Genomic DNA, 16741 nt, shown 5'->3' with positions numbered 1-16741 from the left:
ATTCCTCTAGGACCTCGAAAAGGCCGGCTTCTGCTTGGCCTTGAAGGCATCGACGCCGGCCTTGAGGTCGCCGGTCAGCGCGATGAAGCCGCTGGCCAGCGCTTCCGCGGCGGCGGCACTCTCCTCGCCTTCGGCGACCGCGATCATCAGCTTGGCGGCCTCGGTCGCCAGCGGCCCGCGCTCGGCGATCCTTTCTCCCCATGTCCTGGCGTCGGCGAGCGCCTTGCCGGTCTCGACGACGCGGTCGACAACGCCGAGCGCAAGCGCTTCGCTCGCCAGCAGGACTTCGCCTCCGATGGCCATGCGCCGCACCGTCTGCGCGCCGAAGCGGCGCACGGCGCGCTGCGTGCCAGACCAGCCGGGAACGACGCCGATCGAGGTTTCGGGAAAGCCGAGCTTCACCTGTGTCTCCGCGACGCGGAAATCGCAGGCCACCGCCAGCTCCAGGCCGCCGCCCAGCGCATGGCCGGACAGCACCGCGATGGTCGGCTGCCGGAGCCGCGCCAGCCGGTCGAAGACACGGTGGCCATAGCGGACCCATTGCACCTGGAAATCGGCGGCGCTCAATTGTGCCCAGGCCTCGATGTCGCCGCCGGCGCAAAAGCCTTTGCCTTCGCCACGGACGAGCACGACACGCACGCCCTCAGCCAGCTCCGCCTCGTCGAGCGCCGCATCGAGCGCGCGCAGCATCGGAATGTCCAGCGCGTTGAACTTTTCCGGCCGGCGCAGCGTGACGATGCCGATGGCGCCGTCCTGTTCGAAGCTGACGAGACGTTCAGCCATGCGCGCCTCCGAGCGAAGCGCCGCCATTCAGCGATAGGCCGATCGGCCGATCTTGGTAGAGCGACGCCGGCGTCACCTTGAGGTCATTGGCAATACCGAGCGGAATGTCGGCCTGCGCCAACACATCGCGCTCGAGATCGATGCCGGGCGCCAGCTCGGTCACCATCAACCCGTTGGGCGTCAGCTTCATCACGCAGCGCTCGGTGACATAGGTGATGTCCTGCCCTTGCGCGACCGCGCGCTTGCCGGAGAAAGAGATGTGCTCGACCTCTTCGACGACCTTCTTGACCCTGCCTTCCTGGTCGATGCGGATGCCGCCGTCAGCCAGCGACAGCTTGGCGCCGGCGTTGAAGAAGCCGGAGAAGACGATCTTCTTCGCCCGCGAGGTGATGTCGACGAAGCCGCCGGCGCCGGCGGTGACATGCGGCCGCGCCGAAAGTTTCGAGACATTGACCGAGCCATGGCGGTCGATCTGCAGGAAGGACAAGAGCGAGGCGTCGAAGCCGCCGGCCTGGAAGTAGATGAACTGGTGCGGCGAGGGCATGATCGCCTCGGCATTGGAGGCGCAACCGAACTTGAAGTCGAGCAGCGGCACGCCGCCTACGGCGCCCTGCTCGATCACCCAGGTGACCTTGCCGTGCTGGCCTTCCTCCAGAAGGATGCGCGGCACGTTGGCGGAGATGCCGAAGCCGATGTTGACGGCCATGCCGTCGCGCAACTCCATGGCGACGCGGCGCGCGATCACCTTCTGGACGTTCATCTCCGCGTTGCGGAAGGTCGACAGCGGCCGGAAGATCTCGCCGGAGATCGCCGGATCGTAAGGGGTCAGCGTCGTCTGCAACTGGTCGGGCGCGACGACGATGTGGTCGACGAGCACCCCAGGCACACGGACGTCGTGCGGCTTCAGCGTGCCATTCTCGACGACGCGTTTGACCTGCGCGATGACGACGCCGCCATTGTTGCGGGCGGCGAGAGCCTGCTCCAGCCCGCCGAGATAGGCGCCTTCGTGCTCATAGGTGAGGTTGCCGCGCTCGTCGGCGGTGGTGGCGCGGATGATCGAGACGTTGGGAACGATGGCGCGGAAATAGAGCCATTCCTCGCCGTCGAACTGCTGCACCGATACGATCGGCTCGCTGGCCGCCGCGTTCATGGCGCAGCCCTGGTGGCGGGGATCGGCGAAAGTGTCGAGACCAACCTTGGTCAGCACCCCCGGCCGCTTGGCGGCGGCCTCGCGGTGCATGTCGAACAGGATGCCGGACGGCACATTGTAGGCCGCGACCGAATTGTCGCCGATCATCTTCCAGATCTGCGGCGGCTCGGCGGAGGACGGCCCGGAAGGGTAGGAGCCGCAAAGCGTGCGCTTCAACAGGCCGGGTTTCGCCAGATGATCGATGCCCTTGATGCCGTACATGTCACCGGCGGCGATCGGGTGCAGCGTGGTGATGGCCTTCGGGTGGCCTTCAGCGTCGAAGCGCTCGCCGATCGCGGCAAGCACGGCGTCCGGGCAGCCGAGGCCGCTCGACGACGACACCGACACGACCATGCCGTCCTTGATCAGGCTGGCGGCTTGCGCCGCGGAAATGACCTTGCTCACGCCGCGCTCCCGAGTTTCGGATCGATGGTGACGGCCTTGCCCGATTTGGCCGATTGCAGCGCGGCTTCAGCCGCTGCCAGCGACCAGACACCGTCCTCGCCGGTGGCGGAAGGCCGGCCTTCGCCGCGGATCGCGGCATGGAACTGGCGCAGCGAGCGCGCGTAGAGGTCCTCGCGGTCGAAGCTCAGCTCTTCCTCGCCGGCGCCCGTGCGTAACAGCACCGAGCCGACCGGCTTCTGGGTCATGACATTGGTGGCGAACAGCGAACCTTCCGAGCCGTGCACCTCGAAGCCGGTGCCGGCGAATTTCGTCGTGAAGCCCTCATGCGACTGGGCCATGACGCCCGATTTGAAGCGCCAGATGCACATGGCGCCGTCCTCTAGCCCGCCGCCGGCCATGCCGGCGCTTTGCGTGAAGGCGGAAATCTCAACCGGATCGTCGCCGAGCACGAAGCGCAGCGTGTCGGCATCGTGAACGGTGATGTCGAGCACCACGCCGCCGCCAGCCTCGGGCTTGCTGATGCGCCAGCCCTGCAGGCTCTCCGGCAGGTACACGGAATGGAAGACGCGCGCGGCGATTGGCTTGCCGATCCTGCCGGCGGCGATCGCCTCGCGCATGGCGCGATGCGCGCCTGCATTGCGCAGATGATGGTTGGTGCCGAGCACGACCCCGGCAGCGTTGGCGGCGGCGACCATCTTCCTGGCATCGGCGCTGGTCAGCGCCAGCGGCTTTTCGCACAGCACATGCTTGCCCGCCTCGATCGCGGCAAGCGCTTGTTCGAGATGCAGCTCGTTGGTGGTCGAGATGTAGACGGCGTCGACGCCGGCGCTGAGCAGATCGGCGAGTGTCGAGACGCCGCGCGGAATGCCGTTCTCGCCGGCATAGGTGTTGGCGCGCTCGGGGCTGGAGCTCATCACCGCAACGACCTCGCCATCGCCCTGCGCGCGGATAGCGTTGATCATGAACTGTCTGGCGATCGTGCTGGCGCCGATCAGTCCCCACCTGACGGTCATGCCGCGTCTCCCATTCCCGGACGGCGCGGGCGGTCCGGCCCACAGCTTTCCCTGACCACCAGGTTGACCGCGCCGATGTGGTCCTCGGCGCGGGTGGTGCGCGACTGGATCATCTTCAGCATGGCATGGGCGGCGCGCTCGCCGAGGCCGGCCGCGTCGACCGCGACGCTGGTCAGCGCCGGCATGTAGTGTTCGGCCTCGGTCACGTCGTCGAAGCCGACGACGGCGAAATCCGCGCCGGGCTCCAGTCCGTGCTTGCGCAGCGCCAGCATGGCGCCGAAGGCGACCGCGTCGTTGAAGCAAAGCGCGGCGGTCGGCGGCTCGGCCATGGCGATGGCGGTATCCAGGCAGGCGATGCCGCCCTTGCGGCTGGTCTCACCTTCGAAGACCAGCGTGTCGGCGGCGGCAATGCCCAGCGTCGCGCAGGCCTCGCGGAAACCGCCGAGCCGCTCGTGATAGACGACGAGGTCGGAAGAACCGCCGAAGAAGGCCAGCCGGCGATGGCCCTTGCCGATCAGGTGGGCGGTGGCGAGAAAGGCGCCGCGATGATTGTCGGGCGCGATCACCGGGATGCGGCTCTCGGGCAGCCGGCGCATGGCGAAGACAACGGGAACGCCGGCTGTCTCGATGCGGCGGAAAGCGCCCGGCGTGGTGCCGCGCGCCGGCGACACGATTAGCCCGGCGACGCCCTGCTCCATCAGCGACTTCAGCACTTCTTCCTGGCGCACCGGGTTCTCGGCCGTGTTGGCGATGAAGGGCACGATGCCGGCCGACTGGAAGACGCGCTCCATGCCGACCGCCAGCTCGGTGAAGAAGGGATTGGTGAGATCGTTGATGACCATGCCGATGACGTTGGAGTGAGCCTTGCGCAAATTGGCGGCGCCGCGGTTGTAAACGTAGCCGACATCCTCGATCGCCTTGCGCACCTTGACCGCCGTCTCGGGCCGGATCAGCCCGCTGCCCTGCAGCACGAGCGATACCGTCGACTTGGACACGCCCGCCTCGCGGGCGATGTCGAGTATCGTCGCCTTGGCCCGGCTGGCCATCCAGATCGCTCCTCCCGGTTTGGTCAAATTTATTGGAACGTTCTAATCATGGGATGCAGCGAGAGTCAATCCGGTTTTCTGGAAAACGGAAAAATCGACAATTCTCTTACATCAACGCCTTATTCGGTAAGGGAAGTTGTGTTGCGTTGCAGCATTCCGGCGGGTCGAGCGCAAAAATCATAAACCTTCTTGATTTATTGGAACGTTCCATCTATAGGCGCTGCCAAAGGGAGAGTTTCATGGACATCACCTTGCCCGGCGAGGATGGCCGCCGCGCCAGCTACCGGCTTCTCGGCCGGCCTGCGCAGCCGGTTGCCGGGGCGCGCTTTTCGCGCATCGCCTATGCTGCCGCCCATGTCGTCGCCGACCCGCTTGCGATGACCGACCCGTGGTCGCTGCCCGTCGTCGACTGGGACAGGACGATGGCGTTCCGCCATCATTTGTGGCGGCTCGGCTTCCGCATCGCCGAGGCGATGGACACCTCGCAGCGCGGCATGGGTTTCGACTGGGCAAGCGCGAAGGAATTGATCCGCCGCTCGATTGCAGAGGCGCGGACCGTCGAAGGGGCCGATCTCGCTTCCGGGGCGGGCACCGATCATCTGGCGCCTTCCGCTGCGAGCACGCTCGACGATGTGATTGCCGCCTATGAGGAGCAGTTCGGCTTCATCGAGGGGCAGGGCGGCAAGGCGATCATGATGGCGAGCCGCGCGCTGGCGGTGGTCGCCAAAGGTCCGGACGACTATGCCCGCGTCTACGACCGGATTCTGTCGCAGGCGTCCGGCAAGGTGATCCTGCACTGGCTGGGCGACATGTTCGACCCGGCCCTGAAGGGATACTGGGGCAGTGGTGATTTCGAGACGGCGCTCGATACGGTCGTGGCCATCATCGAGCGGCATGCCGGCAAGGTCGAGGGCATAAAGATATCGCTGCTCGATGCCGGCAAGGAGGTGGCGCTGCGGGACCGGTTGCCGGACGGCGTCGTCATGTTCACCGGCGACGACTTCAACTACCCAGAGCTGATCGCCGGCGACGGCAGCAAGCACTCGCATGCCTTGCTTGGGATTTTCGACGCCATCGCGCCGGTCGCCAACGCGGCGCTGGCCAGGCTCGCCGATAGCGACCGCGCCGGCTATGACGCGCTGATGGCGCCGACGGTGCCGCTGTCGCGCAAGATCTTCGAGGCGCCGACCGAGTACTATAAGGCCGGCATCGTCTTCATGGCCTGGCTCAACGGCCATCAGGAGCATTTCGCGATGGTCGGCGGCATGCAGTCGGCGCGCGGCATCCTGCATTATGCCGATGTGTTCCGGCTGGCCGACCAGGCGGGATTGCTGGCCGATCCCGAGCTTGCGGTGGCCAGAATGAAGAGCCTCTGCGCCGTCGCGGGTATTTGACCGCGACGCCCGATCGGTTCCGATCGAAGACCACAAATTTGCCTTGGCCGGACAAATCTGTTTTCCCTATCCGTCCCGAGGGGTGGGCGAAGACGGACAATGACGGGCAAAGTGGCTCTCATCACCGGCGTGACCGGGCAGGACGGAGCCTATCTGGCGCAATTGCTGCTTGAGAAGGGCTACGTCGTCCACGGCGTCAAACGCCGCTCGTCCTCGTTCAACACCGGGCGCATCGACGACATCTATGTCGATCCGCATGAGCGGGACGCGCGCCTCTTCCTGCACTATGGCGATCTGACCGACGCGGCCAACCTGATCCGCCTCGTGCAGGAGACGCGGCCCGACGAAATCTACAATCTTGGCGCCCAAAGCCACGTCCAGGTGAGTTTCGAGGAACCGGAATACACCGGCAACGCCAATGCGCTGGGGACGCTCAGGCTGCTGGAGGCGATCCGTATCCTCGCACTTGAAAAGTCGGTGCGCTTCTATCAGGCCTCGACCTCCGAGCTCTACGGCAAGGCCTCGGAAGCGCCGCAGAACGAGACCACGCCCTTCCGTCCGCGCTCGCCCTATGCGGCAGCCAAGCTCTACGCCTACTGGACGACGGTCAACTATCGCGAGGCCTATGGCCTGTTCGCGGCCAACGGCATCCTGTTCAACCATGAGAGCCCGCGCCGTGGCGAGACCTTCGTCACCCGCAAGATCACGCGCGCCGTGGCCGCGATCCATCACCGGCGGCAGGATACGCTCTATCTCGGCAATATCGACGCCAGGCGCGACTGGGGCCATGCGCGCGACTATGTCGAAGGCATGTGGCGCATTCTCCAGCACGATGAGGCCGAGGACTTCGTGCTGGCGACCGGCGAGACGCATTCGGTGCGCGAATTCGTCGAGCTGGCTTTCGCCGAGACGGGATGCACCATCCAATGGCAGGGCCAGGGCGCCGACGAGGTCGGCATCGACGCCGGCTCAGGTGCGATTGTGGTGCGCATCGACCCGCGCTATTTCCGGCCGACGGAGGTCGACCACCTGGTCGGCGACGCGTCCAAGGCCAGGGAGAAGCTGGGCTGGTCGCACAGGACCGGGTTCAGGGAGCTGGTGGCGGAAATGGTGCAGGCCGATCTCAAGCGTTCGGCCGTGCCGTAGCGGCCGGTGAACGCGGTTCGGGGGCAAGTTCATGATTTTCGATCTCAGGGGAAAACGGGTGTTCGTCGCCGGGCATCGCGGCATGGTCGGCTCGGCGATCGTGCGCCGGCTGGCGGGCGAGGACTGCGACATCCTGACGGTCGCGCGCAGCGAGCTCGACCTGCTCGACCAGGCCGGCGTGCGGCGCTGGATGGCCGAGCACAAGCCGGACGCGGTGGTCATGGCGGCCGCCAAGGTCGGCGGCATCCTGGCCAACGACACGCTTCCGGTCGACTTCCTGCACGAGAACCTTGTCGTGCAGACCAATGTCATGGAGAGCGCGTTTCGCAGCGAGGTGCAAAAGCTGCTGTTCCTGGGCTCGTCCTGCATCTATCCAAAACACGCGCCGCAGCCGATCCCGGAAGACGCGCTGCTGACCGGGCCGCTCGAGCCCACCAATGAATGGTATGCGGTCGCCAAGATCGCCGGGCTGAAACTCTGCCAGGCCTACCGGCGGCAATATGGCGTCGACTACATCTCGGCGATGCCGACCAACCTCTATGGTCCGGGCGACAATTTCGACTTGACCAGCAGCCATGTCGTGCCGGCCCTGATGCGCAAGGCCCATGAGGTCAAGAGCGCCGGCGAACGGACACTTCAGGTCTGGGGATCGGGCAGGCCGATGCGCGAGTTCCTGCATGTCGACGATGCCGCCGACGCGCTGGTCTGGCTGTTGAAAAACTATTCCGGCGATGGCCACGTCAATGTCGGCTCGGGAGAAGACATCAGCATTGGGGAGCTTGCCCGCACGATCCTGTCCGTGGTCCGCGTCGAAGCCACGGTGACCTTCGACGCGACCAAGCCGGACGGCACGCCGCGCAAGCTGATGGACGTGTCGCGCCTGTTTGCCACGGGCTGGCATCCGCGCTACTCGCTGCGCGATGGATTGGAACAGACCTATGCGTGGTTTCTCCGGCATGTCGAGAAAGGCGACGTCCGCCTCGGCGCGGGCTGAACCGCAATCGCCGCTGATTGCCGCAACGCGAAGGGACGGGCTGGGCAGCCGCCTTCTGGCAATGGCCAATGCAAAGTCGGTCGCGGACGCGTTCGACTACCGCTTCGGCTTCAGCTGGAACCGGACGTCCGTTGCGGACAAGACCTTCCACGTCGTCGATGTCGTAGACAGGATCTTCTCCGCCGAATTCATCGAACGGCATTGGCTGGGGGCACGGATCAGAGGATCCGATTTCGACGTTCTCGATGCGGCCACCCTCAAGCGGCTCAGTCTTGAAGCTGGCAAGCGACAAGGCAATCCGAGCGGTTGGATCTGCGACGACTTTCGCGTCCTGGATCCTTTTCGCGGCGAAGAAGCCGGGCTCTTCGACGCATCCCGGGCGCTGCGCAGCTTCGGCTTCTCGGACAGCGTGCGGCAGGCGACCGACGCAGCCGCCCGCAATCGATTTCCACGCCCCATGGCCGCGCTGCATTTGCGCAGCGGCGACATTGTCCGTGGCAAATACCGGACGCGGCTGGTCTTCGGTCGCAAGGTCATCCCCGCGACGCTGGCCAAGGCGATCGTGAGGGAGTTGTCCTCGATGGGCCTCGCGACGCTGCTGATCGGAGAGGACCGCGCCACGCTCGACTATCTGAAGGCTGAAACCGGGGCGTCGCTGGCGGAGGACTTCGGAGCCGGCGCGTTCGAGGACCGGACGCAACGGGCATTCTTCGAAATGGCGTTGATGGCGCAATGCCAGCGGATCCATGCAGGCAGCAGCATCTTTGCCTCGATTGCGTCGCTGATGGGCGGCATTCCCATGATCGGAACGAACACCCTGTTCGACAAATCCCGAGCCGCGGAAATCATCCTGGACGAATTGAAGGATCGCCAGGCAGACTATCATCCGCTCGAGGCTGCCTTCGGCTATCAAGCGGCCTTTCTCAACCTGGAAGACCGGATCGGTCCGGCGCAGGCGCGTGACATCCTCGAGAGGGCTCACGGGCTGGATCCGCAAAACGACGTCTATGCCCTGAAAATGGCCTCGGCCTATTTTCGCGAGCACGACTATCCGTCGGGCGAGGCTGTCTTGCGGTCGCGGATGGCAGCGCAATTCCAGGCCCGCCCGCAAATCCCATTGCCGATGATGAAAGTCCTCGGGGACGAGGCTTCGGGCGGCTTTGTCCTGATGAGGGACTTCGAATTCTTCCTCGCGGCGGCCAGGGCTGGCTATCCCTGTGCTGCGGCGTGCTCGGCCTGGATCCGCCAGCAGGTGTCGGCCGAGAGGAAGGCGGCGCTGGCGATGGCGCGGCAGGCGGTGACCGCGGAGCCGGCAAATCGCATGTTCAGGAAAATCGAACGGCGAATAAGGCAGGGTCGAAAACCGAAAGCGGGGCGGCTGGCGAAGTTAAGGTGGCGGCTCGCCGGACTGGCGCGGTTCTAACGCTCCGCGCCGAACCAGGAGGCGCGATCGCCCGGGGCATCGTTCGCCGATTTTTTCCGATTCGTTTGAACCAATCCATCGAGGGGCGCGACCCAGCGCCGCGTAACAAATGCGGTCATCAAGGAGAACGCCCATGTTTACTGTTTCAAGAAATGTCTTGCTTGCCGTCGTCGCCGCTTCGGTGGTCGCGGGCTGCAAGACGACCGCCCCCGGGATTGCGACAACCTCAAGCCGAACGTCACCTATCACGGCAAATGCTGCGGCATTGGCGATGCGCCCTGCCGCGAAGGCAAGAACGGCAACCACGACCACAGGCCCGATCCCCGGCCGCAGTGAAGGCAGGGGATCAAGGCCGCAGGGAGTTGGTCGGGTCGTACTCCACCTTTTAGTTGCATCCTTCGTTCAATTGGTTGTGTTCCAGTCATATTGGCTGGCACGTATATGTTTGATAGCCGGCGCCCGCCCTTCGATGACCACGCCGGTCAGGCTCGGCATCTGCTGGCCTCCCCGCCACAGATGCCGGGCCGCCCCTTCCTCTGCGGGTGCTTCCGGTGCATCGGTCCTCTTACAAGTCCTCGACGGGGCGATTTGCCCAACAGGAGGTCGCAGTGGGTTAGCTGCAATCATCCAAAGCAGCTATCGCCGCGCGTCTTCGGCTGCCGCGTCGAGCATGCTAGATCGACATCTGGGAAGCGGGCGCACGCTTGGCATGTCCGCCAAGACGGTCGAAAAGGCGCACGGTCATCAGCACGATTTGTAAAAGGAGGCGGCCGAGACGAGCGGTTTTTTGCGTGCCCCCACGACGGAGGCAGGTCGCCAAGTTATTGAAAGGATGGTGGGCGTGACAAGGATTGAACTTGTGACCCCTGCAATGTCAATGCAGTGCTCTCCCGCTGAGCTACACGCCCATCCGATGCCGCGCATACACCATTTTTGATCCAGCGCGTCAATAGGTGGAAAAACGAAAGAAGGGCTCGTTTTGTCGCGCCCCGAAGGCGCGCCGCGATCGAGCCGGAAACGCCTCAGGCCGCCTGCAGCATCTTTTCGACCTCGTTGACGAGGTCGCGCAGGTGGAACGGCTTCGACAGTACCTTGGCGTCCTTCGGCGCCTTGGAGTCGGGATTGAGCGCGACGGCGGCGAAGCCGGTGATGAACATCACCTTGAGGTCGGGGTCGATCTCGGTGGCGCGGCGCGCAAGCTCGATGCCGTCCATCTCCGGCATGACGATATCGGTCAGAAGCAGCGAGAACGGCTCCTCGCGCAAGCGTTCGTAGGCGCTAGCGCCATTGTCGAAATCGCTCACCTGATAGCCGGCGCGCTCCAGTGCCTTGACGAGGAACCGGCGCATATCGTCATCGTCTTCCGCCAGCAGAATGCGTGCCATCATATCCCGTCCGAATCACCCGCCCAACCTTGGCGCCGGGCTAGCCCGTTAACCATCCTGTATATGAGGAGGTGACGGTAAACATCAAGTGAACGAAGGCCGTATTATACTCAGTTCGGGCAGGGGTTCGGGGCGCCTAAAAGCTGGACATGCGGCTGTCGAAATGGCAGTTTTGACTCATGATGCAGTGCTGTTTCCTGGTTCATTCACATTGAAGACGGCAGCCGAGGATTTTTCGGTCGTTCCACCCTTCGAAATCCGATCGGGCGCCGAGCAGCGCGTCCCCTTCCTGTTCAACTCGCCGCATAGCGGCCGCCACTATCCCGAACGCTTCCTGGCCATGGCCAGGCTCGATCGCAACGCCATCCGGCGGTCCGAGGATTGCTACGTCGACGAATTGTTCGGCGGCGCCATCGCGCTCGGCGCGCCGCTGCTGGCGGCGAATTTCCCGCGCGCCTATCTCGACGTGAACCGGGAACCCTGGGAGCTCGACCCGCGCATGTTCGCCGAGCCGGTGCCGTCCTTCTGCAACATCCGCTCGGCGCGAGTGGCTGGCGGATTGGGCACCGTGCCCAAGCTCGTCGGGGAGGGGCTCGACATCTATTCCGGCCGTTTGCCGCTGGCCGAGGCGGTGGCGCGCATCGAGACCGTGTACAAGCCCTATCACGAGACGCTGAAGCGGCTTTTGACCCGCACGCATGCCAGGTTCGGCTACGCGGTGCTGATCGACTGCCATTCGATGCCGGCAAGCATCAGGGTCGGCGACAACGGCGTGCGACCGGATTTCATCATCGGCGACCGTTTCGGGATTTCCGCGACGGCGGCGCTGACCGAGACGGCGATCGCCCTGCTCACCGGCATGGGCTACACGGTGGCCCACAACAAGCCCTATGCCGGCGGCTTCATCACCGAGCATTACGGCCGTCCGGCGCGCCATCTGCATGCGCTGCAGATCGAGGTCAATCGCGGGCTCTACATGAACGAGCGGACGTTCCAGAAATCCGCCGGCTTCGACGCGCTTGCCGACGACCTCACCCGCTTCTCGGCCGATCTAATGGCGATGCCGGACCATCATTTCGTCGATCTGCCGCTGGCCGCCGAATAAAGCCAGGCGCTCCCCGCCCGCGCCGCGAGCCGGTGAAAAAAAGACCGCATCGTTTTCACGACACGGTCGAAGTCTAGGGAGGAAACGCCCAAGGAGGGCATGGACAGGAAAACCTGTCCGAGAACAAATCTATTGTGCGATGCACAAATGTCAATCGACTTCAGGCTTTTTTAATTCACAGTGAATGGGAAATTGCGTTTCGGTGGCGTTTGCGTGACATTCAGGCAACAGTTGCCGCGGCGCTAAAGTGATCCCTCCCCTTGTTCCGGCAGGAAATCATCGGCAAAGGACGGCATGCTGCAAAGCGGGAGAATCAGTTGGACATCAGCATCGACTTTATCCGGCGCATCGCGCATGCCGCCGCCGCCGAGACCTTGCCGCGCTTCCGCAGCCAGGGCGCGGTAACCAACAAGGAGGCTGGCAGCTTCGATCCGGTCACCGAAGCCGATCGCGAAGCCGAGCGGGCGATCCGCGCACTGATATCGGCCGAATATCCCAATCACGGCATTCTCGGCGAGGAGCACGGCAGCGAGAACATCTCCAGCCGGCATGTCTGGGTGATCGATCCGATCGACGGCACGCGTGCCTTCATCTCCGGCCTGCCGGTCTGGGGAACACTGGTCGGACTGACCGTCGAGGGCGACGCCGTCGCCGGGCTGATGTCGCAGCCTTTCACCGGCGAGCTGTTCTATGCCAACGCGTCCGGTTCCCACTATGAGGGTCCGGGCGGGCCGCGCAAGCTTGCGACGCGCAAGACGACCGACCTCGCCAAGGCGACGCTGTTCACGACGACGCCGGCGCTGTTCAAGGGCGAGGCGCGCACGCGCTACGACCAGTTCGAAAAGCAGGTCCAGCTCGCCCGCTACGGCACCGATTGCTATGCCTTCGCCATGGTCGCCGCGGGAAGCGTCGACATCGTCGCCGACCCCGGGCTGAAACCCTATGACATCGTGGCGCTGATCCCGATCATCGAGAAGGCGGGCGGCGTCGTCACCACGTTTGAGGGCGGACCGGCGGAGAAGGGCGGGGACATCCTCGCGGCGGCGACGCCGGAGCTGCACGCGGCGGCGATGGCTGCTCTGCGCGGCTGAGAGCCCGCGGTCGTTGGTCCTGAGAGCAGGCTGTCAGCTGTCCTCGGTCATGGACGCCATGACAGTGCGCGGGCGCTGATCAGGGCGCGTCGCCGGTTCCGGGAATGAAGGCGTCGAAGGCGGCGAGAAGCTGCTCGCGATAGAGGTCCTTCTCCTGCAGGATCTCGTGGCGGGCGCCGTCGATCATCAGCAGCGAGCCGAGGCGCAGGCGCCTGGCATAGGCTTCCACCGCCTTGGTCGAGACGACCTGGTCGGCACCGGCGGCGATCACCAGCATCGGAACCTGGATCGCGCCCATGAAATCCGGATCGCTTATCTTGACGGAGGCCTCGGCCGCCGCCTTCAGCCAGCGGATCGTCGGCCCGCCGAGCGCCAGTTGCGGCCAGGCTTCGTAGATGCCGGTGTTGCGCCGGTAGCGCGCGGGATCCGACGTCACCTTGTTGATCTCGAACGGGGTCGTCTCCTTCGGCCGCGGTCCCATGGCGGCATAGAGCCGGCCAAGGCCGATCGCGCAGAACACCGCGCAGACGCGGCGGACGGTGCTTATCGACACCGGCAGATCGGGCAAGGTCAGGAAAGGCGCGATCAGCACCATGCGCCGCACCCGATTGACCATCGAAGGCGAGGCGAGCAGCGCGACCACCGCACCGGCGGAATGGGCCAGGATGTAGTAGGGCCCGCGACAGTCAGGCAGCACCACCTCCTCGAAGAACTGCTCGAGATCGCTGGCATAGTCGCGGAAGCTGCGGACGTAGCCTCGCTGCCGGTCGCCGATCAGCCGGTCGGAGCCGCCCTGGCCGCGCCAGTCGAGCGTGGCGACGCCGAAGCCGCGGCCGCAAAGATCGCGGATGGTCTCGAAATATTTCTCAACGCATTCGTTGCGGCCGGTGAGCAGGACCACGGTGCCCTTGAGCGGGCGGGTGGTGGCAGCAAAGACGCCGTAGCGGATCTTCTTGCGGTCACGCGTGGTGAAGAAGCCGCCGGCGGCGTTCTCCGGCGGCGGATTGTCCGGCGTCTGATAAAAGAGATCCGTCATTCGGCGTTTCGTTCTTTGCTCCGTCGCCCGAGCTGGCGAGGCGTCGCATGGTGATAGACGGCCATGCGGCAAAAGCAAAGGCGTCGCGGAGGTGGAGACAACGAACGAGGCCGGAAGCAGCCTTGGCGGCCTCCGGCCCCTGTCGATCCGGGAGGAAGGGACGTTAACACCCGGCTCGGCCTCGTCGCGGCGTCTGTTGGGCGCGCCGCCTGGTCCTTGATCCTGGCCGCATCCTAACGCCGCCTGGCTGAACGCAGGCCGAAGCCGCGGTTCATCTGCCGTTCATCGAGGCCGGAATGTCATGTCCGCAAAAAATCTTGAAATGCCCTTTTGCGCTTCCCAAATGTCTGGTGCGGTCGCCGATGTCGGGACCGCTGGTCCATCCGAAACGCCATTCCGGGTTTCGCAGCGGCCAAACGCAAACTCTGTTGCTCAGTAGGAGAACACCCTATGCGTCACGTTGATTTTTCCCCGCTTTATCGTTCGACCGTCGGTTTCGACCGACTCTTCACCATGCTCGATTCGCTCGGCCAGCCCGACGGCGCGCAGACCTATCCGCCCTACAACATCGAGCGCACCGGCGAGAACGCCTACCGCATCTCGATGGCGGTTGCCGGCTTCTCGGAAGACGAGATCTCGATCGAAGCCCACCGCAACGTGCTGACCGTCAAGGGTGAGCGCAAGGAAGAGGGCAATGGCGAGGGCTCCGAGTTGCTCTATCGCGGCATCGCGTCCAGGGCTTTCGAGCGGCGTTTCCAGCTCGCCGACCATGTCGAGGTCGAGGGCGCAACGCTGAAGAACGGCCTGCTCTTCGTCGACCTCAAGCGCAACATCCCCGAGGAGCTGAAGCCGCGCAAGATCGCGATCACCCAGTCCTCGGACAAGGCCAGGCAGATCGAGGCCAAGGCGGCCGCCTAAGCGCGGGCTCCAGCCTCAAAAGTCCGTCTCCTCCCGAGACGAAAGCGGCGCCGAGAGGCGCCGCTTTTTGTTTGCGCGGATTTCTGTGCCATCCGCAACAAAGGCTTCTGGCCCTTTTGAAGCAGGCGCCGGCCCAGCATGAAGGGCGATGTCCGATTTTTCCCTGGCGCTGACGGCAACCATCGCCATCACCTTCCTGCTGGCCGGCATCGTCAAGGGCGTGACCGGCATGGGCTTGCCGACGCTGGCGATGGGGCTTCTGGGCACGGTCATGCCGCCTGTCACCGCGGCCTCGCTGCTGATCGTGCCGTCCTTCGTCACCAATGTCTGGCAGCTGTTCGCCGGGTCGAGCTTCGCGTCGATCCTGCGCCGGCTGTGGCTGATGATGGCCGGCATCATGGTCGGCACGATTGCCGGCGCGCGGTTGCTCGCCAGCGACAACGTCAAATGGACGACCGCCGGCCTCGGCGCCGCCCTTGTCCTCTACGCCGCCTACACGCTCCTGGCGCGCCAGCCCGGCATTCCGGCCCGGGCCGAGCGCTGGCTGTCGCCCATCATCGGCGTCCTCACCGGCCTCGTCACCGGCGGCACCGGCGTCTTCGTGGTGCCGGCCGTGCCCTACATCCAGGCGCTGGGGCTCGGCAGGGACGACCTGATCCAGGCGCTCGGCCTTTCCTTCACCGTGTCCACCATCGCGCTGGCGCTTGGCCTCGCCTCGCACGGAGCGTTCGAGGTCGAGCATCTCGCGATGTCGTCGCTGGCGGTGCTGCCGGCCCTGCTCGGCATGTGGCTCGGCCAGCTGCTCAGGCAGCGCATCAGCCCGGCGACCTTCCGGCGCTGGTTTCTGATCTTCCTGATCGTGCTTGGCCTGGAGCTGCTGGCGCGACCGTTCCTGGGCTAGCCATTAGCCTTTTGCCGCCAGCGCAGCCTCGACATTTTGTCGGTGAACGGCTTCGTATGGCGCGAAATACTCGACGGCCGTCGAGGCAAACATGTCCGCGCCGAAGGTCCTCAGATCCTGCTTGGCCAGGTCAGGCACTTGCCGGCAGGCAAGCAGTTTTCGAACATAGGCCTGGGTCGCGGCGATAAGGCTTCTGTCATAGCCACCCGCTGCAATTGTTTCGTAGGAACCGTGGTTGGGCAGGATGCGATCGAACCGCCAGCCGGCCATGCGCTCGAGGTCGATCAGATGTTCGGCAAGACGCTCCGGTTCGGAGACATAGGTGATCGAGTCCTCCAGCGTGTCGCCCGCCAGCAACAGGCCGGCATCGGGCATCAGCATGACCGTGCCGTCATGGCTGTGGATTTCGACCTGGCGGAGTTCGACGGGGATCGCTCCGACGGTCAGATGGAGGTTGTTGTCGAATATCCTGTTGGGGAGCACGAGCGGCCTGATCGGCGGATTGCCGCCTTCGATCTCGGCCCGGCCGCGTTCAAGGGCCGAGGCTGTGAGGCGGTTGGCGATGATCTCGCAATCATGGAACACCTCGTTGCCGGCAATATGATCGTCATGCCAGTGGCTGAGCACGACGCGGATCGAGGTCACGCCCATCTCTTCGAGTGTCCGCCGGACAAGGCGGGCGTGGGGCAGGGATATATGCGTGTCATAGACAAGCGCTTGCGATCCATCGACGATCGCATAGGTGCAAATGCCCAGCGTATAAGCGCCGTCGTCGAGCCAGTTCGGCTCCTCCGACCAGATGCGAACGCCATCGACGCGGCCATCGTAGAAGCCGACAACGTTTGGCGCCGGACGAACCAGCCGCATGGTCGAGCCGAGAGAGGGCCTGGTCATCCGGTTACTCCCGATCGC

At 64.8% G+C, this 16741-nt stretch carries 15 protein-coding genes and 1 tRNA gene; 8 read left to right on the top strand and 8 right to left on the bottom strand.

Annotated features, from left to right (window positions below; all coding sequences use genetic code 11):
- Nucleotides 1–6 precede the first annotated feature (6 nt).
- The 4 genes from PU724_RS02955 to PU724_RS02940 are packed head-to-tail and all read right to left on the bottom strand — an operon-like array spanning nucleotide 7 to nucleotide 4436.
- The gene (locus tag PU724_RS02955) at nucleotides 7–783 is read right to left on the bottom strand and encodes an enoyl-CoA hydratase/isomerase family protein (RefSeq protein WP_354419575.1); all 777 of its coding nucleotides are present in this window, start codon (nucleotides 781–783) and stop codon (nucleotides 7–9) included.
- On the bottom strand, nucleotides 776–2377 hold the full coding sequence (locus PU724_RS02950) for an acyl CoA:acetate/3-ketoacid CoA transferase (RefSeq protein ID WP_354419573.1): 1602 nt from the start codon (nucleotides 2375–2377) through the stop codon (nucleotides 776–778). The genes PU724_RS02955 and PU724_RS02950 overlap by 8 nt, the downstream gene beginning before the upstream one ends.
- The gene (locus PU724_RS02945) at nucleotides 2374–3390 is read right to left on the bottom strand and encodes a Gfo/Idh/MocA family protein (RefSeq protein WP_320319565.1); all 1017 of its coding nucleotides are present in this window, start codon (nucleotides 3388–3390) and stop codon (nucleotides 2374–2376) included. Before PU724_RS02945 ends, PU724_RS02950 begins: the two co-directional genes overlap by 4 nt.
- Nucleotides 3387–4436 carry a LacI family DNA-binding transcriptional regulator gene (locus tag PU724_RS02940; RefSeq protein WP_127284381.1) on the bottom strand — a complete coding sequence of 350 codons (1050 nt, stop codon included), beginning with the start codon at nucleotides 4434–4436 and terminating at the stop codon, nucleotides 3387–3389. Before PU724_RS02940 ends, PU724_RS02945 begins: the two co-directional genes overlap by 4 nt.
- 239 nt (nucleotides 4437–4675) lie before the next feature.
- Between PU724_RS02940 and PU724_RS02935 the strand changes: the two genes are divergently transcribed.
- The 4 genes from PU724_RS02935 (at nucleotide 4676) to PU724_RS02920 (ending at nucleotide 9393) form a co-directional block, all read left to right on the top strand.
- A complete protein-coding gene (locus tag PU724_RS02935) occupies nucleotides 4676–5830 on the top strand; it encodes a dihydrodipicolinate synthase family protein (RefSeq protein WP_320319564.1) in 1155 nt (384 codons plus the stop codon).
- Nucleotides 5831–5929: 99 nt separating this feature from the next.
- A complete protein-coding gene (gene gmd / locus PU724_RS02930) occupies nucleotides 5930–6976 on the top strand; it encodes a GDP-mannose 4,6-dehydratase (RefSeq protein WP_320319563.1) in 1047 nt (348 codons plus the stop codon).
- 31 nt (nucleotides 6977–7007) lie between these two features.
- On the top strand, nucleotides 7008–7970 hold the full coding sequence (gene fcl / locus PU724_RS02925; protein WP_320319562.1) for a GDP-L-fucose synthase: 963 nt from the start codon (nucleotides 7008–7010) through the stop codon (nucleotides 7968–7970).
- The gene (locus tag PU724_RS02920; RefSeq protein WP_320319561.1) at nucleotides 7915–9393 is read left to right on the top strand and encodes an O-fucosyltransferase family protein; all 1479 of its coding nucleotides are present in this window, start codon (nucleotides 7915–7917) and stop codon (nucleotides 9391–9393) included. Before fcl ends, PU724_RS02920 begins: the two co-directional genes overlap by 56 nt.
- A gap of 833 nt (nucleotides 9394–10226) precedes the next feature.
- Here PU724_RS02920 and PU724_RS02915 read toward each other — a convergent pair.
- Nucleotides 10227–10301 (bottom strand) — tRNA-Val (locus tag PU724_RS02915).
- Nucleotides 10302–10415: 114 nt separating this feature from the next.
- Entirely contained in the window at nucleotides 10416–10778 is a 363-nt protein-coding gene (gene cpdR / locus PU724_RS02910; protein ID WP_006199474.1) for a cell cycle two-component system response regulator CpdR, read from the bottom strand.
- Nucleotides 10779–10941: 163 nt separating this feature from the next.
- Here cpdR and PU724_RS02905 point away from each other — a divergent pair, with 163 nt between their 5' ends.
- Nucleotides 10942–11883, top strand: coding sequence for an N-formylglutamate amidohydrolase (locus PU724_RS02905; RefSeq protein WP_127285164.1), 942 nt, complete (start codon nucleotides 10942–10944; stop codon nucleotides 11881–11883).
- Between the two features lie 317 nt (nucleotides 11884–12200).
- Nucleotides 12201–12974: a histidinol-phosphatase gene (hisN, locus tag PU724_RS02900; protein ID WP_292170702.1), complete on the top strand. Its 774-nt coding sequence runs from the start codon at nucleotides 12201–12203 to the stop codon at nucleotides 12972–12974.
- 79 nt (nucleotides 12975–13053) lie between these two features.
- Here hisN and PU724_RS02895 read toward each other — a convergent pair whose 3' ends face one another.
- Entirely contained in the window at nucleotides 13054–14010 is a 957-nt protein-coding gene (locus tag PU724_RS02895) for an alpha/beta fold hydrolase (RefSeq protein WP_127393617.1), read from the bottom strand.
- A 450-nt stretch (nucleotides 14011–14460) separates the two neighbouring features.
- Between PU724_RS02895 and PU724_RS02890 the strand changes: the two genes are divergently transcribed.
- Nucleotides 14461–14928 carry an Hsp20 family protein gene (locus tag PU724_RS02890; protein WP_126058414.1) on the top strand — a complete coding sequence of 156 codons (468 nt, stop codon included), beginning with the start codon at nucleotides 14461–14463 and terminating at the stop codon, nucleotides 14926–14928.
- Between the two features lie 148 nt (nucleotides 14929–15076).
- Complete coding sequence (locus tag PU724_RS02885) at nucleotides 15077–15829, top strand: sulfite exporter TauE/SafE family protein (protein WP_354419569.1); 753 nt, start codon at nucleotides 15077–15079, stop codon at nucleotides 15827–15829.
- Between the two features lie 3 nt (nucleotides 15830–15832).
- Here the strand turns inward: PU724_RS02885 and PU724_RS02880 are convergent, their stop codons facing one another.
- Complete coding sequence (locus PU724_RS02880; RefSeq protein WP_128271781.1) at nucleotides 15833–16723, bottom strand: MBL fold metallo-hydrolase; 891 nt, start codon at nucleotides 16721–16723, stop codon at nucleotides 15833–15835.
- Nucleotides 16724–16741 lie beyond the last annotated feature (18 nt).

This window comes from Mesorhizobium abyssinicae, from assembly GCF_049887195.1.
Taxonomy (GTDB): domain Bacteria; phylum Pseudomonadota; class Alphaproteobacteria; order Rhizobiales; family Rhizobiaceae; genus Mesorhizobium; species Mesorhizobium abyssinicae.
Note: the sequence above shows the minus strand (reverse complement) of the source record. Positions and strands in the feature narration are given on the sequence as shown.

Excerpts from the sequence above, each read along its gene's own strand:
- PU724_RS02955 (WP_354419575.1), bottom strand. The coding sequence starts at position 783 with ATGGCTGAACGTCTCGTCAGCTTCGAACAGGACGGCGCCATCGGCATC.
- PU724_RS02945 (WP_320319565.1), bottom strand. The coding sequence starts at position 3,390 with ATGACCGTCAGGTGGGGACTGATCGGCGCCAGCACGATCGCCAGACAG.
- PU724_RS02940 (WP_127284381.1), bottom strand. The coding sequence starts at position 4,436 with ATGGCCAGCCGGGCCAAGGCGACGATACTCGACATCGCCCGCGAGGCG.
- PU724_RS02935 (WP_320319564.1), top strand. The coding sequence starts at position 4,676 with ATGGACATCACCTTGCCCGGCGAGGATGGCCGCCGCGCCAGCTACCGG.
- gmd (WP_320319563.1), top strand. The coding sequence starts at position 5,930 with ATGACGGGCAAAGTGGCTCTCATCACCGGCGTGACCGGGCAGGACGGA.
- fcl (WP_320319562.1), top strand. The coding sequence starts at position 7,008 with ATGATTTTCGATCTCAGGGGAAAACGGGTGTTCGTCGCCGGGCATCGC.
- PU724_RS02920 (WP_320319561.1), top strand. The coding sequence starts at position 7,915 with ATGCGTGGTTTCTCCGGCATGTCGAGAAAGGCGACGTCCGCCTCGGCG.
- cpdR (WP_006199474.1), bottom strand. The coding sequence starts at position 10,778 with ATGGCACGCATTCTGCTGGCGGAAGACGATGACGATATGCGCCGGTTC.
- PU724_RS02905 (WP_127285164.1), top strand. The coding sequence starts at position 10,942 with ATGGCAGTTTTGACTCATGATGCAGTGCTGTTTCCTGGTTCATTCACA.
- PU724_RS02895 (WP_127393617.1), bottom strand. The coding sequence starts at position 14,010 with ATGACGGATCTCTTTTATCAGACGCCGGACAATCCGCCGCCGGAGAAC.
- PU724_RS02890 (WP_126058414.1), top strand. The coding sequence starts at position 14,461 with ATGCGTCACGTTGATTTTTCCCCGCTTTATCGTTCGACCGTCGGTTTC.
- PU724_RS02885 (WP_354419569.1), top strand. The coding sequence starts at position 15,077 with ATGTCCGATTTTTCCCTGGCGCTGACGGCAACCATCGCCATCACCTTC.
- PU724_RS02880 (WP_128271781.1), bottom strand. The coding sequence starts at position 16,723 with ATGACCAGGCCCTCTCTCGGCTCGACCATGCGGCTGGTTCGTCCGGCG.